Genomic DNA, 23,461 nt, shown 5'->3' with positions numbered 1-23,461 from the left:
TGCCAAGGTAAAAACTTTTTCTGTAATGAGCTTTTTAAATCCGCTGTTTCTTACGGCACTCGCAGCAATTGCAATTCCTCTTTTAATCTACCTTTTTAACCTGAGGAAGCCGAAAAGGGTTCGATTTTCCACACTTGCCTTTTTTGACTCTTTGAAAAACACCGCGATAAAGCGATTAAAAATTAAGCGGTGGTTGCTTCTCACTCTGCGAATGCTGGCAGTCATGATGCTGGCAATCGCTATATCACGCCCGGTCTTAACGGATAATGCGGGTGCAGCTGCCGGCAGCGACCAGGATCCCGGTGTGATTGGCATCCTGATTGATAACAGCCCGGGCATGATGCAGGTTGACAGAAACGGGCCGCTCATCGATCAGGCCAAATCGGTAGCACTGCAAATTGCAGAACGTGCCAATCAGAACGACAGAATTTTGCTGGAAACAACTCATGGTGAATCGCTCAATTCACCTTTTCTTACGGGCGGCAGCGCCCGGGCTGAAATACAGGATATTGTTTCTGTGGTAAAGGGCGGATATACCTACGAGCGTATCAACAATCTTAAAAGCAGACTGGAAAATGCTTCTGAACCAAATAAAATTTTCTTTCTTGTAACTTCAGGAAGAACCGGACACTTTGCGGATTTTGCAAATGATCCAACGGAGGAAGCAGATGCGTCTGTCCGGGCCCGGATTATTAAAATTGGCTCTGAATCCGGTTCAAATACAGGTTTTGCATCTGTGGATGTGGAAGAAGAGTCATCGGCAGATCCCGGAGAGCTGCAGGTGCGATCCGTAGTGCAAAATTATGGCGATCAACAGGTAAGCAATCTTTTTCTGAATCTATATGCCGGTAATGATCTTATCGTACAGCAACCGGTTTCGCTGGGTGGGAATGAAGCGGGAGAGTATCTGTTCACACTGCCCAACCCGGATCAAACGGTTATTGAAGCTGAATTGCGCATAGAAGGGGATGAGCTAACGTTCGACAACCGGTACTATCTTACAATACAAAAACCGCAGCCCAGAAATGTTCTGGTACTGTCAGGAAGCCGCAGAGATGCAGAAGTACGGTCCTATCTCACGCCGGTTCTTGAATTAATGGCAGAGGATACGGACCGCTTCAGCCTCAGCTTTTACGAACCGGACGAGCTTGAAATCTCACAGCTGGATGATTACGATGCTGTTGTACTTGACGGTATTCGCAATATACCTGATTATCTGTCATCGGCTCTGATAGACCATGTTCAGCAGGGTGCGGGTATGCTTTTCCTGCCTTCTGCAGATGGCAACCTTGATAATTACAACAAGCTGCTTAATGCTCTGGGTGCAGGGAGCTACACGGGCATTGTAGGCACTTACGGATCATTCAGAAGTATTGACAGGCTTTCAGTTCCTGAATCAGGGCATCCTCTTCTTGAAGATTTGTTTGATGCAGCAGAGAATGAAGAGATCCGCCTTAATCTGCCAGAGCTCTATTACTATTTTGAAATGGAACAGGAAGGTCGCCTAGCGCCCCTGCCCGTGCTGCGCAGCGGCAGCGGGGCATCTGTAATGAGTGAGATCAATTCAGGAAACGGGAAAGTGATTGTTTCCGCAATTGGAACCGATCCGGGCTGGTCAAATTTTCCCGTTAAACCGTTTTTTGCACCGTTCTTTTATCGTTCCGTAGAATATCTTGCCCGCGGGGAAGGGGCAGCAGCCAATGTACATCTGCTGGGAAGGCCCTTTCGTGCCATGCTGCCCGGTTCTGCCGACCCTGAATCCGTTCTGATACTCAAGAATGGTGATGAGATCATCCCGGAAATCAGACAAACGTTCCGCGGCACCATACTCGTCTACAGCAGTGAAGAGTGGTCACCCGGCCGGATTGTTGTGGATACGCGGAATCCGGAAAACAGGCAATATCACTCAATTAATCTGGATGCAATGGAATCATCACTTCAAACGTTAGATGAACAAGAGTTCGAAGAAATATTCGGAAACCGTTTTGCTGATGTTGATGTTGTAGAAAACATTGGGTTTTCCGATACTATTGCAAGTACATTCGAGGATGCATCCTTTGGCCGGGAAATTTGGTTTTGGTTTATCACAGCCGCAATTATATTATTATTGGCAGAATCACTTGCATCGAGACATCTTAAAGCTGAATCAATTGGATGAATTTAACCACTGACACATACAGTATTTTTGTATTGCTGCTGGCTCTGTTTACCCTTGGAGCCACGTTTCTTGCCGCGTATTCATTTGCGAATACGGTTCGGCTGAGAAATGTGCGTCTAAGCTGGAAAAGTGGAAAATTATACGGATACCCGCTCTTTTCCACACTTTTTATGCTGTCTGCGGCAACCGTTGGGGGCTGGGTTCTTTACCATGATATGAGCTCATATTATGCCATTATGGGTAGTTACAGCTGGATGGGCCTCTGCTGGTTTGTGTCGAGTTATTTCTCGTCCAAGGCCTACATAACAGACCATGGAATTGTCAAGAATATCAACGATCCCTCACAGACCATTGCCTGGCATCAGGTGGATGATTATGTGGAAAAGCCGGCTGAAAAAGGGATTGATTATGTTTTTATTTATCATGAGAGACAGCGCGAGACGCTGAAACAAACACGTCTTATACGGCTCGAGCTATTCGTGCCCGATAAAAAAAGTGCCAAATTTGACAAATTGGTCACGCTCAAAATCGGAAAGACCATGACGTCAGTTTCCGACACCTCTTTTGATATCAAAGCGTTCGATTAATTATACAGTTTTAGACATACACTGATTTGCTCGAAGATTTACGAAAACCCACAAATACGAAAGAGAGGGCTGTCCTGGTTGGTATTTATGGTCCGGACACCCCGCGATGGCTGGCATCCGAATACCTTGAAGAGCTGGATTTACTGGCAGATACCGCCGGTGCGGCAACGGTCGATAAAATACTGCAGAATCGCCCTCATCCCGATCCAACCACATATGTCGGTAAAGGTAAGCTGAATCAGCTAAAGAGCATCGCGTCTGATAAACGCGCCGATATTCTGATTTTTGACGATGACTTATCTCCGACACAGGTACGGAACATTGAAAAGACCACAGGTGTAAAAGTTCTTGACCGAAGCGGCCTTATTCTGGACATTTTTGCTTCCAGGGCAAAAACCTCTGCTGCCAAAACACAGGTTGAGCTGGCTCAGTTACAGTACCTTCTGCCACGGTTAACACGGTTCTGGACCCACCTCTCACGACAGAAAGGAGGTATAGGCACCAAAGGTCCCGGAGAAACGCAGATAGAAACGGACCGCCGGTTAATCGGAAAGAGAATATCCGTATTGAAAGAAAAACTGGAAAAGCTGGACAGGCAGAGAACCACGCAGCGAAAAGGCCGTGAAGAAATTACCCGTGTTGCCCTTGTGGGGTATACCAATGCGGGCAAGTCAACTTTGATGAATACATTAACAGAAACGTCGGTATTGGCCGAAGACCGGCTTTTTGCAACCCTCGACTCCACGGTCAGGCGCCTGGAGCTCGATAATCATGAGCTGCTGTTGTCCGACACGGTGGGGTTCATACGAAAACTTCCCCATAACCTGATAGAGAGCTTCAAGTCGACACTGGATGAGGTAAGGGAGTCTGACGTGCTTCTTCATGTGGTGGACGCTTCGAGCAGAATGGTTGACGATTATATTGATGTTGTAGAAGGAACACTGGACGAACTGGATGCAAATTCCGAAAAGAAAATTCTTGTTTTCAACAAAATAGACCTTCTCGAACCTGAAAAATTGATTGAATTGAAAAAAGAATACCCCGGTGCTGTATTTGTTTCCGCTTACAGGGGCATTGGTCTGAACAGGCTTCTGGAACGTTTGGAGGGCATTATTGAGGAAGATTATGTGGAATTTGCATACAACGTTCCAATGTCGCATTATAAGGCAGTGGCCTTTTTACACGATGTGGCGATAATCAGCAGAGAACATTTTGAAGGAAACAGCGTAACAATAGAAGGCACCATATCAAAAACAGACCGCGAGAGGTTTGAAAGTATGATGGCTGACATTGAACTTGTGAAAGACTGAATACTGTGTTAGCAAAAGAACTATTAAATACCGATTTCACCCCACTTGACCCCGAAAAGCCGGTTTCAGCCGCGCTTGCCAAGATGGATGCGTGGCAAACAACCGCAGTACCGGTGGTGGATCCGGATTCAGGTGATATACTGGGTCAGGTGAACTTTAATGATATCGTGGATCTGAGTGACGAATCCGTTCCGCTCTCTACGCTGGAACTCAGCACCCCTATCTACGTTTTTGAAACACAGCATATCTTTGAAGTAGCCAGGAAGATGCTGCAGCACGAAGTTCGACTTTTACCTGTTGTTGACGATGAGAAGCTCTACACGGGCATTATTGAAAAGAAATATGTTCTGGAAGCATTCTCTGAACTTCTCAATATCACGACTCAGGGATCTGTTATTACCGTAGAAATGCACCAAAGTGATTTCACCCTGTCAGAACTGGTGCATTTAATTGAAACCGAGGGTGCTAAAATACTTGGTCTCACAGTGGGCAAGTCGAGGGAAAACGAATCCATGCTGCACGTTTCCATTAAGCTCAGCCTTACTGATACGTCTGCTGTCACCTCATCCCTGCAGCGACACGGCTACCATACCATCACCGAAAATAAGTACGACCTTATACAGACCGACTTGTCATCACGTGCTGATGAATTGCTCCGATACCTTGATGTGTAAATATTGAGAAAGCAGGCTGTTCTTTTCAGGAACATATTCTCCACAGTTGGTATATTTAGGCGATTGAACCGGAAAATTGATTATCTGTCACTTACTGCATGACCCGCACCGTCACGTTCTCCATTTTGTTATTCGTATCTGTCATCTCTCTGCCACTCAATCTGACAGCCCAGGAGTTACAGGAATCCTATCAAAAAGTTTTTCAGCAGGGACTCGAACTGTTTGAAAAAGGACTTTATGCCGAAGCGCTCCCTTATTTTGAACAGGCGGCCGGCAAAAATGAGATGAACGCAACCGGTGAATCTGCGCAATTCTACAGGGCGAGGGTTTTGGTTAAACTTGATTCTTCGTCTGCAGACCTCTATACCGACAGGTTTTTGCAGCAGTACCCCAGAAGCAACCGGGCAGCCGAACTTTTAAAAGATATTTCAGCCCGCCATCTTGAGGAAGGAAATCTGGAGAACGCAATCCAAAGAATGGATCAGGCGCTCAACTACCCGCAGACCCGGAACGAACGGTCCGAGCTATATTATAAGCTTGGTGAGACTGCTGCAGAAGCAGGGCGGTATGATCTTGCCAGAGAATACTTTCTTACACTTTCTGACTACAACAGGCGGAGCGAATGGTCGCCCAAAGCACTCTACAGGCGGGGCACACTATTTTTGGAGGAAGAAAAATTCACGGAATCTGCCCGTGCATTTGAGCTGTTGAGGGAACGCCATCCGCTGGATCCGATGACCCGGCGAATAGGGACTGCACTCGGAGAGTCGTATTACCAGCAGGGAGAGTACGAGCAGGCAGTCGAAGCATTTCAGGATGCCCTTCCCAATTTGGATCACGAAAACCGGCAAAAAGCTGTTTATCTGATGGCAGAAAGCTATAATGCCCTGCAGCAGTTTGATAATGCGGTGCGATATTACCGTTTCTTCATAAATGGTGCTGAAGAGGGAGATGATACCCGGGTTGCCCATTACGGGCTGGGCTGGGTTTACCACAAACAGGATATTTATCACTGGGCAGCCAGGGCTTTCGGTGAAGCTGCGACAGGGAATGATGAGCTGGCCCGCAAGGCGCTGTATTATAAGGCTGCAAATGAGAAGCTGGCAAGCAGGTACGATCAGGCCATTGAAACATTCCGGGAGTTTGGCACAAGGTTCACGGACGGCACGTTTACAGAGCAGGCGTATTTCGAATGGGGTGTAACAGCCTTTGAAGCAGGATTTTACGGTGAGGCTATTGAAGCTCTCAGGCCCCTGGCGCAGCGAGCCGACAACCTGGAAAATCCCGGTCAGGTACTCACATTTCTGGGTGAGGTTTACTTTGCAAACGGCGAGTATTCACGGGCCATCGAGGCATTTGAACTGGCAGAAGAGATACGGGACCTGGATCCGCAAATTAAAAGACAGGCAAGATTTCAGAGAGCGTGGGTGCGCTACAGAAATCAGGCTTATGCACAGGCTCAGCCGGAGTTTGAACAGGTGTATCGTGACGCACCCGATACACCATTGGGAAGGGAGGCCCTGTTCTGGAGCGCCGATGCACTTTATCAGATAAGAAATTATGGAAGAGCAGCCGGACAATATGCCGAATTTGTGGAGAACTACCCCGGGCATGAGCTTATTGGAGCAGCGAAATATGCGCTTGGATGGGCCTACTTCATGATGGGTGACTATGAAAATGCCACCGGTCCGCTGATCGATTTTCTTGAAAACTATGAGCCCCCCGAAATTGCCCTTTTCCCGTTTGATACGGATACGCAGCTTCGTATCGGAGATGCGCTCTATGCCCAGGGGAGATATAGTGATGCCCTTGAATACTATAACCGTGCCATCGGTGCGGAGCCCGGCGGTGATTATGCCATGTTCCAGGTGGCAAACAGTTACTATAGAATGAACCGGAATTTTGAGGCTGTGAGCCAGTTCCGGAGGCTACTTAGAATCTATCCCTTTTCGTCCCTTAGAGAGCAGTCGCAGTATAACATTGCATATATCTATCTGAATACCGGTAATTATGATCAGGCTGTGGAGGAGTTCAGAACCGTGATCAGCCGATTTCCGGGAACTGAATGGGCTGCCCGCGCTCAGTACAATATCGGTGACTCCTATTATAATGCGGGCGATTATGAAGAAGCCATATCATCCTATCGTGACGTGCTTCAAAACTATCCGCGCAGCAGTTATATCATTGAAGCGATAAACGGTATTCAGTTCGCTCAGCTATCAGCCGGAAGTGACGACACCTCAACCGATATTCTGGAAGATTTTCTGGCTGATAACCCGACATCCACTACCGCCGACAGGCTCCGGTTCCGTCAGGCGGAGAACCTGTTGCAGGCCGGCGACTATGATGCTGCAGTTCGTGAGTTCAGGCAATATCTGCGGATTACGAACAACCAGGAACTTGTGCCCGATGCATATTTCAATATGGCCGATGCGTTTCAGCGAACTGACGATATCGATGGTGCAATCAGCGCTTATGAGACGCTCATAAATGAATATCCGGATTCTGAACGTGCAGCACCCGCCCTTGCTGAACTGGGTCGCCTGCTGCTTATGGAAGGCGCCTATGAGGAGTCTATTGAAAGATACAATCAGCTTGCAGAAAAAGATGCACGATACCGGCAGGAGGCTTTTTTAGGCCTGGGCAATGCACACCTTGCTATGGACAGAACCAATGAAGCCCGGCAAAATTTTGAGCAGGTTCTGTCGCTCAATCCCGGCAGCGATGCCGCAAGGGTAGGCCTTGGCAAGGTTCTGCTTGAGGATTCACGGCCGGACGAGGCGCGCAGATTCTTTTCACTGGTGTCAGACAACAATACAACAGCAATAGGTGCTGAAGCGCAATACCTGCTTGGGGAAAGCTACCTGCAGCAGCAGGAGATGGAAACAGCCCTGGAGGAGTTTTCCAAGGTTAGCAGCCTGTATCAGGCTTATGATGTCTGGGTGGCGGAGGCACAGTATAAGATAGCTGAAATTTATATCCGGGAAGGACGCCGGGGCGATGCCATTAATCTACTCACCAATATTGTAGAACAGTATCCGGGTACTGACGGAGCCGAGAAAGCGCAAAGACTTCTCAACAGAGATTGATCCATGATTAAAAAAGTACAGCCGGGCACTAAACTCTCCGGCACCGTTACAGCACCCCCTGATAAATCCATTTCTCACAGATCGGCACTTTTTGCGGCATTATCCCGCGAAGTCAGCGTTATAGAGAACTTTTCTGAAGCTGCTGACCCCCAAAGTACGCTGAACTGTTTGACATTGCTGGGCGTGGAAATTGACAGAAACGGAAGGAGTGTCAGGATTCGGGGTGTGGGGCGCGATGGCTTTCAGACTCCTCTAAAACCACTGGATTGCGGCAATTCGGGTACTACCATGAGGCTCCTCAGCGGCATAGTTGCGGGTGCCGGCATTGAGTGCCGGTTGACAGGCGATGCATCGCTTTCATCCCGCACAATGAAACGGATAATGGATCCGCTTAAACAGATGGGGTGCACAATTGACGGGAAAGACGGTGAATATGCACCCATTCATATTGGAAAAAACCAGGGACTCCGGCCCCTCAGATATCCCTTGCCGATTCCAAGTGCACAGCTCAAGTCGTGCGTGCTGCTTGCGGGACTCTTTAGTGACGACCCGGTGGAAGTGGTTGAGCCCATTCCCAGCAGAGACCACACAGAGAGGTTGCTTGAACTTGATTCCGAAGCTTTCGGCACTGCAAAGGTGATCAGAAGCAGCCGCTCAGACGTTATACCGGCACAAAACTATGAGGTACCCGGCGATTTTTCTGCTGCAGCATTCTGGATGGTTGGAGGAACCATATTTCCCGGCGCAGAAATCAGAATTTCCAATACAGGGATGAATCCAACCCGCAATGCAGCCTACCACATTCTTGAACAGATGGGGGCAGAATTTGAACGAACAAACGACCGTTTTGCGCAGAAAGAACCGGTATCCGACCTCACGGTTACCTCATCAGCGCTCCGGGCCATTGAGCTCGATCCTGCCCTGGTACCCAATTGCATTGATGAACTGCCTGTTTTAATGGTGGCAATGTGTTTTGCCGAGGGCCGCTCTGTGATCAGCGGAGCAAGTGAATTGCGGCATAAAGAGACCGACAGGCTTGCTGCGATGCATGAAATTCTGACTCTTGCGGGGGCAAAAACCGAATTAAAAGAAGACGGCATTATCATTTACGGTAACCCGGACTTTGAGCCGCTGGCAGCACGATATCCCTCTTTTCACGATCACCGCATGGCCATGGCATCCGCTATTCTGGCTCTCCGTTCAAAAGGCAGTTCAGAGATTGTGGATGCAGAGTGCACGGCAATATCCTATCCGCATTTCTGGCAAGACCTCTCCGCGTTGCAAGAAAATTGATTGACAATCTGGCAACCCTTCTCTCTTCTCTTCACTGCCATGTCAATACGTCAGTTATTGGTTCCTGATCAAATGCTTGGCACTGTGATTGCTCTCATATGATTAAAAGCGGTGTTCGGCGGCAGAATCAAAGAGATTCAGCGTAAAATCTTTGGGTTTTACACGAACACCGGAAATCAAAAGGAGCATTCATGAGTAATTTTTCCATAGATCTTGAAAAGCAGCTGTCTAAACTGGGAAAGGATATTCAGCAGTTTGTAGAGCGCACAGTGCCCGGTCAGGCTGATTCCTCTTACTTCAATCCTTCCAGCGATGTGATTGAGAGTGAGGATATGTACACAATTCTTCTGGATCTGCCGGGTATGTCGAAAAAAGAGGTGAAAATTACGCTGAAACACCACGTGCTTACCGTTAGCGGTGAAAGAGAGCTCTATCTGGAAGACGGTGAAACACTGGTAAGACATGAAAGGAAGCAAGGTGCATTTTCAAAAGCATTTGCTGTTCCCGAACAGGTTGATGAATCATCTGTAAGTGCTTCTTTTTCAAACGGAGTTTTAAAAATCACTTTGAAGAAAACGGGCATGGAAGACGACAGCGAAGCGACATCCATTCCGATCAAGTAAACGATTTAATTATAAGCTAAAGCAAACAGGAAAACAGAATTATGGGTAAAATCATAGGAATTGACTTAGGTACAACCAACTCGTGTGTCTCCGTAATGGAAGGCAATGAACCGGTTGTTATTCAAAACTCGGAAGGCGGCAGAACAACACCTTCCGTTGTGGCTTTTACAAAAGACGGAGAGCGGCTTGTGGGCGCACCTGCCAAGCGTCAGGCTATTACCAATCCCGACAAAACCGTTTCTTCCATCAAGCGTTTTATGGGACGCATGTATAATGAAGTAAAAGAAGAGATTGGCCAGGTTTCATACAAGGTAGTGAAATCGGAAGATGATGGAACTGCACGCGTACAGATTGAAGACAGAAAGTATGCGCCACAAGAAATCTCAGCCATGGTTCTTCAGAAAATGAAGCAGACCGCCGAGGAGTACCTGGGCGAAAAAGTAACGGAAGCGGTTATTACCGTTCCCGCGTACTTTAACGATGCACAGAGAAAGGCCACGCAGGAAGCGGGTAAAATTGCCGGGCTTGATGTGAAACGTATCATTAACGAGCCCACTGCCGCATCGCTTGCATACGGTCTTGATAAAAAAGACCAGGATCAGACGATAATTGTATACGACCTGGGTGGAGGTACGTTCGACGTGTCTGTACTGGACCTTGGCGACGGGGTTTTTGAAGTGAAATCTACCAGCGGTGACACGCACCTTGGTGGTGACGACTTTGACCAGAGGGTTATTAATTTTCTGGCCGATGAATTCAAAAAGGATGAAGGAATCGACCTCAGAAAAGATCCAATGGCCATGCAGCGTCTGAAGGATGCAGCAGAAAAGGCAAAGATTGAACTTTCCAGCTCTCAGAAAACCAATGTGAACCTTCCGTTTATAACGGCTACCGACTCGGGTCCCAAGCACCTGAATATTGACCTGACAAGAGCCAAATTTGAGCAGCTGGTGGATGATCTGGTGAAGAGAACCATCAAGCCATGCGAAAAAGCGATCAAGGATGCCGGGATCAGTAAGAATGAAATTGATCAGGTAATCCTGGTGGGCGGTTCTACCAGAATTCCGAAAATCCAGGAAGTGGTGAAAGAGTTCTTTGGCAAAGATCCAAGCAAAGGCGTTAACCCGGATGAGGTTGTTGCCATTGGTGCAGCAATTCAGGGTGGTGTGATGTCGGGCGACGTAGACGATGTTGTTCTGCTTGATGTAACACCGCTTACACTCGGTATCGAAACACTGGGTGGCGTGATGACCAAGCTGATAGAATCCAATACAACCATACCGACAAGCAAGAAAGAGGTCTTCTCAACCGCTGCTGACAGTCAGACAAGCGTGGAGATCCACATTTTGCAGGGTGAAAGGGCCAAAGCCCAGGACAACAGAACACTGGGACGCTTCCACCTTGACGGAATTCCACCTGCACCCCGCGGTGTGCCGCAGATCGAAGTAACGTTCGACATCGACGCCAACGGCGTATTGAATGTGAGCGCGAAAGATAAAGGCACCGGTAAGGAACAAAGCATCCGGATCGAATCATCCTCAGGCCTGAGTGAAGAGGAGATCGAGAAGATGAAGACAGCTGCCGAAGAGCATGCCGAAGAGGATAAAAAAGTACGGGAGAAAATTGAGACGCTGAATAAGGCCGACTCCCTCATCTTTACAACCAAAAAACAGCTCGACGAGCATAAGGATAAGATTTCCGAAGATAACCGCACCAAAATTGAAGAAGCAGTGAGCAAGCTCGAGGAACTCCACAAAAATGAAAATGTGGATGAGATCGAAGGCGCCATCGAAGAACTGAATCAGGTTTGGGCGGCCGCTTCCCAGGAAATCTATCAGGCCTCTGAAGCTGCGGGAGAACCTTCAGCTGAAGGTGCCGCAGAAGCGGAAGCTTCTGAAGAAGAAGGAGACGATGCCGTTGATGCGGACTTTGAAGTTGTAGATGAAGAAGAGGATGACAAAAAATAATCCTGCTTCAGAATAAAAAAAGTAAAAGCCTCCCGGCCATAAAAGGTCTGGAGGCTTTTTTATGCCGTGTTGTCCTGTTACAGTGAAATTTATAGGCGGTATGATCCCTATTTGGAGCTGAGTATGCGCGAAACTGCCAAAATCTCAAGATTATAGCTGACGGCATACAGTTTGCTGCGTATATTGACGATGAGGTGATACTATGGATTATAAAGATTATTACAAGGTGTTGGGGGTATCAAGAGATGCTTCCCAGGAAGAGATCAAGAAGAAATACAGGAAGATGGCGGCCAAATTCCATCCGGATAAAAATCCGGGTAATGAGAGGGCCGAAGCTAAATTTAAAGAGATTGGTGAGGCATATGAGGTTCTGAAGGATCCTGAGAAGAGGAAACTGTATGACAAGGTAGGATCCGATTGGAAACGGTATCAGCAGGCCGGGGCCGATCCTGACGATTTTAACTGGTCGCAGTACGCCGGCCGCGGACAGGGACAACGGGTAAATGTAAATTTTGATGACATATTCGGTGATACCCGACAAGGCGGCGGCAGCCCTTTTTCAAGTTTTTTTGAGACGTTGTTCGGTGGAGGTCAATATGGAAATGGGGGCACGTACAGGACTGGGGGCCAGCGAACCCGCTCAAGGGCACCCCGTAAAGCACCGGATACGGAAGCAGCCATTACGGTTGAGCTCGCGGATCTTTTCCACGGTGTGGAAAAATATCTGAGAATCAATGGTGATAAAGTTAAAGTAAGGATCCCGGCTGGCATAGAAGACGGCAAACGACTGAAGCTGAAGGGCAGGGGCCGCACAGCCAGCGGTATGCCCAAAGGCGATCTCTACCTGAAAATTAATGTTAATATCCCCCCAGGCTACGAACGCAGGGGAAAGGATGTGTACCAAACGGTTCCCGTAGACCTGTATACGGCTCTTTTGGGTGGTGAAACTACAATCCAGACGCTCGATGGAAAGGTGAAGCTGGCCATACCTCCTGAATCATCCAATGGCAAAACATTTCGCCTTCCGGAAAGAGGCCTGCCCGAAATGTCAAAAAACGGGAAAAGAGGAAATTATTTCATAGTGATGGAGGTTTCTCTGCCCAAGAATTTGACAATGAAAGAGAAGCAGTTGTTTAAAGAGCTGGCCGAACTTCGTAAGAAGTAAGCTATTGGCTTCTATATGTCGTTACTACAGGAGAAGTTGCGAAAACCGTATTCTTCTTGAAAAGTTCAAGCATTCAGTCAAAATAAATTAAATATCATGATACAACAGCACATACTACTCCTGATGGTCTCTCTTCTTCTCGTTGGCAGCAGCACGGATAATTCAGGCAAATGGGGGCAGATCGGGCACTATGTGACCGGTGAAATTGCCGAACGCCATCTTACGGAACAAGCCAGGGAAAAAGTAAACTCTTTACTGGGTGATATGACCATGGCGCGTGCTACTGTTTGGATGGACGACATTCGTTCGGACAGCAGCTACGACTATACGGCAACATGGCACTGGGCAACCATCCCTGATGGCCTTACCTATGAGCAGGCCGAGCAGGAAGAGGCCGGTGATATTATCTGGGCTCTGGAGACATTAATTGCAGAATTGAAAAGCGGAGAGCTCAGCGTTGCGGAGGAGCGTGAGAAACTGATGCTTGTAATGCATATGATTGGAGATATTCATCAGCCGATGCATGTTGGCACGGGAGAAGACAGGGGTGGAAATGATGTTCGACTGCAGTGGATGGGAGAGAACTCCAACCTGCATAGGGTTTGGGACAGCGATATCATCAATTCACTTCAAATGAGCTATAGCGAGCTTGCCAGGGAGCTGGATACTGCGACAGCTCTGCAGATCGAAGAGTGGCAGAATTCCTCCGTCCGTGACTGGGCGTATGAGTCGATGACCTACAGAGACAGGATCTATGACCTGCCGGACAATATGCGATTAAGTTATCCCTACAGATACGAAAATCTGGACATCGCCTTCAGGCGTTTACTTCAGGCCGGAATCCGTATGGCCGGTGTTCTTAACGAAATTTATGGGGATAGATAATGAGAACGGTACTGCATAGCACAAATTCATCCGGCAGGCGCCAGGATAATTACATCTCCTTCAATACATCCCAGTGCAGATTGTAGTCAGCCGGACTCCAAAGAACAAACCGCACATAGGAAACAGACCGAAGATTTGGTGCTGACTTTTTGATGGTTTCGAACGCCACTGTGGCTGCTTCCTTCATTGGGTAACCAAATGCACCGGTAGAGATGGATGGAAAGGCGATGGATTCAACCTGGTGTTCGTCAGCGAGTTTTAAAGCATTCGAGTAACAGTTGGTAAGAAGTTCATCAGAGGGAGTATCCTTTCCGTATACGGGTCCCAGACAGTGAATCACGTATTTAAACGGCATATTGGGAGCCTCCGTAATAACAGCTTCGCCCGGCTCAATAGGGGCGAGAGGTTTTGTAAGCTCTTCAAGTTCAGGGTCACCTGCAGAGTGAATGGCACCTGCAACGCCCCCGCCCGTTCGGAGCTGAGCATTCGCTGCATTTACAATAGCGTCGCAGTCGTTCTGCTCAACAATGTCGCCATTTGTAATTTCAACGGTTAGACGGTCGAATCGCACACTTCTCATATTGTACTGTCTGTATTTAGATCATTTTGATATACATATCAGAATGTAACCTATAGAAATGTGTTGTCAACACAAAATCGGTATTCACAACATTTACTCTCAGGTTTCATGGATATCGTACTGAAAGAATGTCTTTGGCAGGCAGAATGAAGCGCTTCCCTGTGTCTTTAAAGCCCTTTTTAGATGTTTTTTTGTCAGTACAAATAAGAAGTTTTATGTAAGCGCTTTTTGGATTATATGAAATTGTAAGGGCTTTTCTGCAAAACAGACAAAGAAAATAATTTTGACTGTCAGATGTATTATTAACTGAATGTTAACGGAAATATAAATAGAAGGGCTTTCATGAAAAAATGACACGGTATATGGATTTGAATAGGAAAATTATATTGACACCCCTCTTGATTGAGGATTGAATGCAGCTCTATCTTTATGGCGAATCGATAAAGTATCGATCTCGACAGACAAGGACTCAATAACATATAAGAGATATGAATAAAATAAAGTACGTAATCATCTCATTTGCGATTGCTCTCTCAGGTTCAATTAACCTGGTTTCGGCACAATCTGCAACGTCTCAGATCACTAAAACAGATCAACTAAACGAAGTCGACAAGGATAGTCATTTCAGAAATTTGGAAGACACGATTCTTTTCGGCCTGCAATCTGATGTGCATGGAGTAGTTGAATCAGCGCTTTTCAACGCTGTAAGCTACAAGATTGTGTATCCGGACTTCAGGTCGAACAGGGTACTTGGCCGTCTCAGCAAAATTGCGCTGGAAGGCCCGTCACACTCAATCAGATTCAAAGCCTATCTTGCACTTGAATATTACCAAAACCAGGATGAATTCAAGGAGCCGGTGGCTCTGACGGGCTATATCGATCTGACTGATCAAAACAGGGTTTTCTACTACCTTCAGAATGAGGTTCAGGAATCCAGCGTCACCGTATCAAACAATTAGAACGGGTAGTTTAAAACAACCCTTCTTATACAATTCAGAGCCACAGCGTACCCGTTTCGGGATACACTGTGGCTTTTTTTATTTTTTTATGCCATTTCGTGTGATGAACTCACATGATCTGTCAGTACACTGACATGCAGGTGAGATTATTCACCCCAATAGCTCTGTAGCAGCTAAACTTCTGCAATTCCGACAGCTTTCAGCCTACAGGGTATGATTTTGGCTTTGAATAAAGTGAAACAAATAATCAGAGTCAGAATCCATGAATTTCAACAAGTTTACCATTAAAGCTCAGGAAGCCGTACAGGCGGCCATCGATCTTGCACAGAATGAGAATCATCAGGCTGTAGAACCCGCACATGTTCTGAAGGCTCTGCTAAGTGATTCAGAAAATGTTACAGTGCAGGTTTTGAAGAAAGTAGGTATCAATGTACCATCGTTTATCGAAAAACTGGATGCTGCCATTGCGTCTTTTCCGATAGTAAAGGGTGCATCGGTGTCCGGCCAGTATCTGTCGAACAACTCCAAGGCTGTATTTGATAACGCACAAAAAGAAGCTGCTGAGCTTGGTGATGAGTATATCAGCTCAGAGCATATTCTTTTGGGCGTTCTCACTGCTTCCTCTGAAGCTTCAACCCTAATGAAAAAAGAGGGTGTTACCAGGGATCAGATACTGAATGTGCTGAAAGGAATACGCGGGACACAAACTGTGGATGATCCCAATGCCGAAAGCCGGTATCAGGCGCTTAAGAAGTATGCGCGCAATCTGAATGAGCTGGCTGAAAAAAATAAGCTGGATCCCGTAATTGGACGCGATCAGGAGATACGCAGGGTTATGCAGATTTTGTCACGGCGGACCAAAAATAACCCTGTACTGATTGGTGAACCGGGCGTGGGTAAAACGGCTATTGCTGAAGGACTTGCTCTCAGAATTGTTCGGGGAGACGTGCCGGAAGGGCTCAAGACCAAACAGATAGTTGCGCTGGATATGGGTGCTCTTGTAGCAGGCACAAAGTTCCGCGGAGAGTTTGAAGAGCGGCTGAAAGCCGTCGTGAAAGAGGTAATGGAATCGGACGGTGAACTTATCCTGTTTATCGACGAAATTCATACGCTGGTAGGCGCAGGAGCCACAGAAGGATCGATGGATGCTGCTAACATCCTGAAGCCGTCACTGGCCCGGGGCGAACTGCATGCCATTGGTGCTACTACGCTCACCGAATATCGAAAATATATCGAGAAAGATAAGGCGCTCGAAAGAAGGCTACAGACGGTGTACGTGGGTGAACCCTCGGTTGAAGACACCGTATCCATTTTGAGAGGCCTCCAGGAGCGATATGAGGTGCACCACGGTGTCCGCATAACCGATGCTGCAATTGTTGCCGCCGCAGAGCTGTCGCACCGCTACATCTCCGACAGGTTTCTGCCCGATAAGGCAATAGACCTTATTGATGAAGCGGCTTCACGATTACGTCTGCAGATCGACTCTATGCCGGAAGAACTGGATAGCATCGAACGGCAAATACGCCAGCTTGAAATCGAGCGTGAGGCACTGAAACGTGAAAAGGACGAAGCCAAACTGAAGAGCAATGAAAAGGAGCTGGCCGACCTGGAAGAGAAGCGCAAATCTATGCGCGCACAATGGGACCTTGAAAAGGGGCTGATTCAGAAAACGCGTGAACTGAAACAGGCAATTGAAACAGCCCGTAATCAGGCCGACAAGGCCGAGAGGCAGGGTCAGTACGAGAAAGTGGCCGAGCTTCGCTATGGAACCATTACACAGCTTGAGAAAGACCTTGAAGAGACCAAGAAAAAGCTGAACGAGGTGCAGGAAGGGCGATCGCTTCTTAAAGAACAGGTTGAAGCGGAAGAAATCGCGGATATTGTATCCAGATGGACGGGAATTCCGGTTAGTAAAATGCTCTCAAGTGAAAGGCAGAAACTGTTGCATCTCGAAGAAGAGCTGCACAAACGCGTAATCGGGCAGGATCAGGCCATTGCAGCTGTATCCGACGCGGTAAGGCGCGCAAGAGCCGGTTTGCAGGACGAACAGCGCCCGATTGGGTCGTTCATGTTTCTGGGATCAACCGGTGTAGGTAAAACAGAACTGGCACGGTCACTGGCCGATTTCCTTTTCAATGATGAGGATGCCATGATCCGGATCGACATGAGTGAGTACATGGAAAAACACAGTGTAAGCCGGTTGATCGGGGCGCCTCCCGGTTACGTTGGCTATGAGGAGGGCGGGCAGCTTACGGAAGCCGTACGCAGAAAACCCTATTCCGTTGTATTGCTTGACGAGATCGAAAAAGCCCATCCCGATGCCTTCAATATCCTGCTTCAGGTTCTGGATGATGGAAGGCTGACCGATAACAAAGGGGTTACCGTAGACTTCACCAATACAATTGTGATTATGACCAGCAACATCGGTTCACATCTCATCTCAGAGCAGATTGAGAAAAGCGGCGGGGAAATGGATGAAAGCACCTACACTGAACTGCAGAATCAGCTTCTTGAACAGCTCAGGAGAACCATTCGCCCTGAATTTCTGAACCGCATTGATGATGTGGTCATCTTCCATCCGCTTGATCAGCGGCATATCCGTCAGATAGTGGATATTCAGCTGCAGCGGGTAGATAAAATGCTCGCCAAAAATAATGTGCTTCTTTCCGTATCAGACAACGTGAAAGACTGGCTTGCAGTTAGGGGGTATGACCCGGTATACGGCGCCAGACCTCTTAAGCGGGTGATTCAAACCCAGATCGTTAATCAGCTTGCCAGACAGCTTATTCAGCGTGATGACGATTCCAGGGGCATTGAATTTGAGGCGACGGTCAGTAAGGACGGTCAACGCCTGGAGTTTGCGGAAGTGTACAGCGATGCCGAAGCCTGGGCAGATTAATCAATGTAAAGATCACTGAAAATACTCATAAAAGAGGCAGCCGGGACTTAAACCGGCTGTCTTTTTCCTTTTAAGCTTCACTTTTCCTGAAGAAAGGAAAGAATTTTGGAACTCTCTCCCTGTAGTCGCCGTATTTGTCGCCGAACCGTTTCATCATGGCCTTCTCTTCAAAGTAAACGCCAACCAATATATATAGGGTCATTCCGGCTGAAAAAATCAGATGTCCGGTGCTCATTTCGGGGGTTGACCAGAAGGCAATTAAAAAACCTGTCATGAGTGGATGACGGACATATTTATAGAAACCGGGCTCCATAAAACCGGGATGATCCATTTCGTGATGCTTCATGTAGTTCCAGGTTTGTTTCAACCCGAACAGATTGAAATGGTCGATCATCCATGTGGATAGAAAAACGATCGTCCATCCAAGCCAGAATCCCCACTCCAGCAACATGGATGCCCAGCCTGTTTCAACATCCCAGATCACACCCGGAAGGGGCTGCCAGAACAGCATCAGGATGATCACTGCAAGGCTTGAAAAAAGGACATAGGTGCTTCGTTCTATCGGATTTGGAATAATTTGTGTCCAGCGGTCCTTAAAAGATTTCCTGGCCATTACCGTATGCTGAACACCAAACAGGCCAATCAAGCCCAGATTGATGAGAACAGCTGTAAGAGCTGCAGCTCCATCACCTGAATTAACGGTTTTGGGTACCAGCATATCGCCCAGAAAAAAAACCAAATAGAGAAAAGTGCCGATGAAAGTAAAATAGCTGATTACGGAATAGATGAAAGCGCTAATACGTTTCATGGTGCTCTGAATAATTTAAGGGTTGTTTGAATTGATAATTATCTGGTTCCTGTTACAATCACGAACTCTCCGGGTATGGAGTATCCGGCGGCTTGTTTGTACTGACGTATTGAGTCCAGGTACTCCGCATGAACCTCCTCGCGGGTTTGATTGTCAAATTTTTGATAGGCCAGTGCCACAGCGCCGCCCAGAAATGCAGCAACGCACGCCTCTTCATCATCCCTGAATTCAAGCCTTTTCGAAAATCGGCACGAATCGGTATGTGTGAAGCCGGCATTCATAAAAGCTTGTTCAAGTGCATCACCGATACCGAGCCGGAAAAAGAGCGGGCAGACGTCCGATTTCACACGACGGTCTGTAATGGGGAAAATGGACGCCCAACCGCATTGCTGCCTTGCACCCCATACCAGTGCTGAAACCCTGCCGCCAGGCTTTACAACCCTAAACATCTCATCAATGGCCCTCTCGGGTCTGGGGAAATACATCAGTCCAAGCGAGCAGATAGCAGCATCGAATGTTATGTCCTCAAATATGAGATCTTCCGCATCCATACGCCGGAAAGAGCAGTTGCTGTAGGAACCATTCAGGCGAGTTCGGGCTTTTTCAATCATCTGTTCCGACAAATCAATACCGGTTACACTTCCTTCAGAACCCACGGCTTCAGTAACCTTCTGTGTGATCAGACCGGTACCGCAGGAAACGTCTAAAACGCTCTCACCGGGTTTGAGGCCCGCTTTATTCAAAAGTTTTAACTGGGCCGGCTTAAGCTGTCTTTGCCAGCCGGAGTCGTAATAGGGTGCGGCTTTGTCCCATCCGTATCGTTGAATGCGACGTTGCAGATTGGGTTTCATAACTTATACATATAAGGTTTAATAGATTCCGGTTAGAGAGCCATAAGTACACCGTACACAAGGATACCGGCACTGACCAGAATAAGAGGGGTGCCGGACGATGAAACTTTGTATCCCAAAGATCTCTCTGCGAAAGCATCTTCAGAGCCTTGAAGCCAATTGATCGTGAGGCCAAGATCGAATAACAAGACACCTCCTGTGAACAGGGAAGCGATTAGCGTTTCAATCCACGAGGCAAGCATTGAAAAATCAAATGCAACGGTTAAAGCCAGCAGTATGCTGCCTTGAATAAGAGCCGCAAGGTGCGCTGCAATCAAATATCTCGGAGCTCTTGATGCTTTTTTTCGCGCACGGGCCATTGGAATTCCGAGCAAAAAACCATACATCAGAACAATCAGGCCTGCAACAATAAGTATTTGGGGTGCAATGTCCATTCGATTCTGTCTCTGTGTGTTCAAATACGTTTTTTAATTGTCAGTACGGAGCTGAAATTCAGCTACGAAGCACTGATAAATAGTGTACAGACTGAATTCAGGATCGCGATCATTCTCTTATTCTCCCGCTGTATGCAGACCCCGTGAGGGCTGGATATGCACCCTCCGTTTTACGGGTACAGGCCGCGTGAAGTCGTCGAGTACCGGACTGTGGGCGTCTGCTTTTTCTATCAGTTCCTGCAAGGTCTCTTCATCAGCCTCGCTTTCGATCATTACGTCATAGCGAATTTCCTTAAACCCGGGAGGATTTTTTCCCACCCCGAACATGGCACGCGCGTCGAAATCACTTTCAACGTGGACCTCAATATGGTCTACCGGAATATCCAGATATGCTGCCCACATTGAGTAGCCCATTGCAAGACAGCTGCCCAGGGCTCCTCTTTCGAGAACACCGGGTCCCGGTCCCTCATCATTGCCTCCCTGTTCCCGGCCAACATCGCATACAAGTTCTTTGGAACCGTTTGTTATGACACAGGTGGTGCCGTTTCGCAGACGAACAGTTGTAGATCCGGTAGACTGTCCGATTGAGGGGCGCTTTTCAAGTGCTTCAACGTTTCGTTCAAACACCCTTCTGATTGTATTTGTGTCAGACATAATTCGATTTAGGATTATTCACACGCAATGCGAATTCTTCTCATCGGGGATGCTGATTACAGGGTACCCTCAACCGGATAGGCATCCACCGGCTTATTAAACGCGATGAAAAGCACACACGGCTCATCCGACAGGCAGGAAGCACGATGCGGTTTTTCAGGGGGACCGTATGCGTAGGAACCGGTCGTGATTATTTCGGCTTCTTGCCCCTCGTATTTGACTTCCATCTCTCCGGAAACCAATACCATTCTTTCTGCTGAGTTATGCCAGTGGGCGGGTACAGTGGTATTGCCCTGCATTTTGAAAAAAACGTCTGCATTGGGATTGGCCGGGTTGCCGTGCAGAACTGCAATTCTGCAACTTTCAGTCATGAATGCAGGACAGCTGCCCCACTCCAGTTTGTCATCATCAGCGGTGTGTGTAAACGACATCACTTGATCCTGTGCGGATAAAGGCTGGTGACCCAGCAAGAAAAGGGCAAAAATGAAAAGTATCGAAGTTGTGAGTTGTGCCTTCATGTTCATGTAGCTCCTGATTGCTTAATTTTATTGATTGAAAGTGAAATGGATTACCATGTGCATGACCCGGTTGCGGAAACCATCCGGGTTCCCGGAAATGGGTCTGCAAAAACCTATGCGCTGTGAGTCAGAAGGGCAACTTTCAGCGGGTCAACAATCGGTAAACAAAAAGGGTGAACCGTGACGTACGGCTATCTGATGGAGGATTTTAAATTCTTTTTTTCAAAATCGGCCAGGAACCCGGACAGACTGTCTTTAGTATTCAGCCCCAGTTTTTTACGAAGACGATACCTTGCAGTTTTTACGCTGGCGGGTGTAATGCCCAAAATAGTGGCTGTTTCTTTGACGGAGAGACGCAATTTTGCCAATGCGGCAAGCCTTAATTCATTGGGCGTAAGATCCGGGCAGGCAGACTTAAGGGAATCGAAAAACCCAGAGTGAACAGCTTTGAAATAGTGTCGGAACTGTTCCCAGTCATCATCCAGATTGAAACTGTAGTCAACAATATTCTCGAGGCTTTGCAACTCCCTGCCGTTAACTTCACTTTTAAGGCGAATTTCTTTGATTGTCTCTTTCAACTCTTTCATCATCTCATTCTTCTGAACAAGATGGAGTGACTGATTTGTCAGTTCTCTTTTTTTATGGGCAAGATCTTTTGAGAGCTGATCTTCTTTCAGCTTCTTGTTTTCAAGCTCGGTACGGTTTTTCTCAATTTTCAGCTTTTGACGATTATAGATCAGAAGACCAATGATCGCAACCAGAATGAGGCCCGATAGAAATACATTTCGAAGCATGGCTTCCCGCTGTCTCTCTTCCTCAAGAAGGGCAATCTCCTTCTCCTTTTGGGCTGTTTCGTACTTCGTCTGAAGTTCGTTGATTTGACGCGACATTTCTATATTCAGAATAGAATCTTTTATGGATGTCATACTCCGCTGGGATTCGTAAGCCTCTTCGAACCTGCCCATTTTGCCGTAAATTCCGGCCATCAGCTCATATCCAACCTGTACACCAAGCATCGTACCATACTCTTCCGAAAGCGTCCTGGTTTTACGTGCATGAACCAGTGCAGAATCAAGCATACCCGCCGATTCATATGATCGGGCAAGGTTTTCGTGAATGATACTGGAAAGCTCCGGATCGCTGTCCTGGTTTATCTGCATGGCCGTATGCAACGAGTCGATGGCCCTCACGTTTTCGCCCTGTTGCATGAGCAGCCGGCCGATATTGTTCAGGCTGTTTGCAATTTCAATTGTATAACCCAGTTCTTTGCGGAGTTTAAGTGCCTTTTCGTGGTAATTTTGTGCCTGCTTATACCTTCCCTCGTCACCGTGTAACAGGCCGATGTTGTTATATGTTTTGGCCAGAGAGCTCTCATCTCCAAGCGTTTCATTTAGTTCAAGTGCCTGTGTATAATATTCAAGAGCACGGTCATTCCGATCCATTTCAAAGTAGGAGAGACCAATATTACCCAGCGTTACCGCCACTCCACGCTGAAGGTCAAGTTCCCGACAAAGACGCAGGGCTTCAAAGTAGAGTTCAATGGCCGATTCGTATTCATTTCTGGATTTATAAATAGAGCCCAGGTCGTTAATCTTAGAAACCCATCCCAGGCTGTCCCCGATAGCGCGGCTTATTGCGATTCCATGATTTAAATGATCAATTGCCTTGCGAAAATCTCCTTTCACGCTGTAAGCATACCCCAGTTCGCCATGGGCACCGGCAATTCCTTTTTTGTAGGAGTTCTCTTTTGACAGGCGAAGAGCGCTGTCTGCAAACATAAGGGCACGGTCCGGATTGGAAAAGGCGTTCTCGTAACTGGAGTCGATAAGCGAATGAATGAGTAAAGAATCGGAGGCTGCAGCTTGCAGAGCCTCTCGGGTGGAAACTTCAGCCTCTTGCACCTGCCACACAATAAAAAGAATGGTTATTATTGTGATGACAGAATTGTGCATGTAATACTCCCGCAATGAGTTATACGTACACTATAATAAGTGGGGTTATTGGCCC

General features: G+C 47.4%; 19 protein-coding genes. 12 read left to right on the top strand and 7 right to left on the bottom strand.

All coding sequences use genetic code 11. The annotated features are described in order from the left end of the window. Window positions 1-25: 25 nt before the first annotated feature. The 10 genes from DDZ15_RS00510 to DDZ15_RS00465 all read left to right on the top strand — a co-directional run bounded on the left by DDZ15_RS00510 (window position 26) and on the right by DDZ15_RS00465 (window position 13,751). Window positions 26-2,158 carry a BatA domain-containing protein gene (locus DDZ15_RS00510; protein ID WP_109643777.1) on the top strand — a complete coding sequence of 711 codons (2,133 nt, stop codon included), beginning with the start codon at window positions 26-28 and terminating at the stop codon, window positions 2,156-2,158. Then, a complete protein-coding gene (locus tag DDZ15_RS00505; RefSeq protein ID WP_109643775.1) occupies window positions 2,155-2,745 on the top strand; it encodes a hypothetical protein in 591 nt (196 codons plus the stop codon). Before DDZ15_RS00510 ends, DDZ15_RS00505 begins: the two co-directional genes overlap by 4 nt. Before the next feature lie 26 nt (window positions 2,746-2,771). Further along, window positions 2,772-4,055, top strand: coding sequence for a GTPase HflX (hflX, locus tag DDZ15_RS00500; protein WP_109643773.1), 1,284 nt, complete (start codon window positions 2,772-2,774; stop codon window positions 4,053-4,055). A gap of 5 nt (window positions 4,056-4,060) precedes the next feature. Beyond that, on the top strand, window positions 4,061-4,729 hold the full coding sequence (locus tag DDZ15_RS00495; RefSeq protein WP_109643771.1) for a CBS domain-containing protein: 669 nt from the start codon (window positions 4,061-4,063) through the stop codon (window positions 4,727-4,729). A 98-nt stretch (window positions 4,730-4,827) separates the two neighbouring features. Further along, the gene (locus tag DDZ15_RS00490) at window positions 4,828-7,818 is read left to right on the top strand and encodes a tetratricopeptide repeat protein (protein ID WP_109643769.1); all 2,991 of its coding nucleotides are present in this window, start codon (window positions 4,828-4,830) and stop codon (window positions 7,816-7,818) included. A gap of 3 nt (window positions 7,819-7,821) precedes the next feature. Continuing rightward, entirely contained in the window at window positions 7,822-9,111 is a 1,290-nt protein-coding gene (aroA, locus tag DDZ15_RS00485; RefSeq protein WP_109643767.1) for a 3-phosphoshikimate 1-carboxyvinyltransferase, read from the top strand. Between the two features lie 191 nt (window positions 9,112-9,302). After that, window positions 9,303-9,734 (top strand): Hsp20/alpha crystallin family protein, encoded by a 432-nt coding sequence (locus DDZ15_RS00480; protein WP_109643764.1) that lies wholly within the window; start codon window positions 9,303-9,305, stop codon window positions 9,732-9,734. A 41-nt stretch (window positions 9,735-9,775) separates the two neighbouring features. After that, window positions 9,776-11,701, top strand: coding sequence for a molecular chaperone DnaK (dnaK, locus tag DDZ15_RS00475; RefSeq protein WP_109643762.1), 1,926 nt, complete (start codon window positions 9,776-9,778; stop codon window positions 11,699-11,701). 202 nt (window positions 11,702-11,903) lie between these two features. Further along, complete coding sequence (locus tag DDZ15_RS16990) at window positions 11,904-12,866, top strand: DnaJ C-terminal domain-containing protein (RefSeq protein ID WP_109643761.1); 963 nt, start codon at window positions 11,904-11,906, stop codon at window positions 12,864-12,866. Between the two features lie 96 nt (window positions 12,867-12,962). After that, on the top strand, window positions 12,963-13,751 hold the full coding sequence (locus DDZ15_RS00465; RefSeq protein WP_109643759.1) for a S1/P1 nuclease: 789 nt from the start codon (window positions 12,963-12,965) through the stop codon (window positions 13,749-13,751). A gap of 49 nt (window positions 13,752-13,800) precedes the next feature. On the opposite strand, the gene DDZ15_RS00460 is transcribed toward DDZ15_RS00465, so the two are convergent. Beyond that, window positions 13,801-14,331 carry a macro domain-containing protein gene (locus tag DDZ15_RS00460; protein ID WP_109643757.1) on the bottom strand — a complete coding sequence of 177 codons (531 nt, stop codon included), beginning with the start codon at window positions 14,329-14,331 and terminating at the stop codon, window positions 13,801-13,803. A 488-nt stretch (window positions 14,332-14,819) separates the two neighbouring features. Between DDZ15_RS00460 and DDZ15_RS00455 the strand changes: the two genes are divergently transcribed. Then, the gene (locus DDZ15_RS00455) at window positions 14,820-15,290 is read left to right on the top strand and encodes a hypothetical protein (RefSeq protein WP_109643755.1); all 471 of its coding nucleotides are present in this window, start codon (window positions 14,820-14,822) and stop codon (window positions 15,288-15,290) included. A gap of 262 nt (window positions 15,291-15,552) precedes the next feature. Next, entirely contained in the window at window positions 15,553-18,189 is a 2,637-nt protein-coding gene (gene clpB / locus DDZ15_RS00450; protein ID WP_109643753.1) for an ATP-dependent chaperone ClpB, read from the top strand. Between the two features lie 70 nt (window positions 18,190-18,259). Here clpB and mddA read toward each other — a convergent pair whose 3' ends face one another. From mddA to DDZ15_RS00420, 6 genes are all read right to left on the bottom strand, one after another. Then, a complete protein-coding gene (gene mddA, locus DDZ15_RS00445) occupies window positions 18,260-18,997 on the bottom strand; it encodes a methanethiol S-methyltransferase (protein ID WP_109643752.1) in 738 nt (245 codons plus the stop codon). A 38-nt stretch (window positions 18,998-19,035) separates the two neighbouring features. Continuing rightward, entirely contained in the window at window positions 19,036-19,848 is an 813-nt protein-coding gene (locus DDZ15_RS00440; protein ID WP_109643750.1) for a class I SAM-dependent methyltransferase, read from the bottom strand. A 32-nt stretch (window positions 19,849-19,880) separates the two neighbouring features. Continuing rightward, a complete protein-coding gene (locus DDZ15_RS00435; RefSeq protein WP_146198470.1) occupies window positions 19,881-20,306 on the bottom strand; it encodes a hypothetical protein in 426 nt (141 codons plus the stop codon). 93 nt (window positions 20,307-20,399) lie between these two features. Continuing rightward, window positions 20,400-20,936: an OsmC family protein gene (locus tag DDZ15_RS00430; protein ID WP_109643746.1), complete on the bottom strand. Its 537-nt coding sequence runs from the start codon at window positions 20,934-20,936 to the stop codon at window positions 20,400-20,402. A gap of 56 nt (window positions 20,937-20,992) precedes the next feature. Next, window positions 20,993-21,460 carry a cupin domain-containing protein gene (locus DDZ15_RS00425; RefSeq protein WP_199222838.1) on the bottom strand — a complete coding sequence of 156 codons (468 nt, stop codon included), beginning with the start codon at window positions 21,458-21,460 and terminating at the stop codon, window positions 20,993-20,995. A 185-nt stretch (window positions 21,461-21,645) separates the two neighbouring features. Continuing rightward, on the bottom strand, window positions 21,646-23,406 hold the full coding sequence (locus DDZ15_RS00420; RefSeq protein ID WP_109643744.1) for a tetratricopeptide repeat protein: 1,761 nt from the start codon (window positions 23,404-23,406) through the stop codon (window positions 21,646-21,648). Window positions 23,407-23,461: the final 55 nt, after the last annotated feature.

This window comes from Rhodohalobacter mucosus (assembly GCF_003150675.1).
GTDB classification, from domain to species: domain Bacteria; phylum Bacteroidota; class Rhodothermia; order Balneolales; family Balneolaceae; genus Rhodohalobacter; species Rhodohalobacter mucosus.
This window is presented reverse-complemented; position numbering and strand designations above follow the sequence as displayed.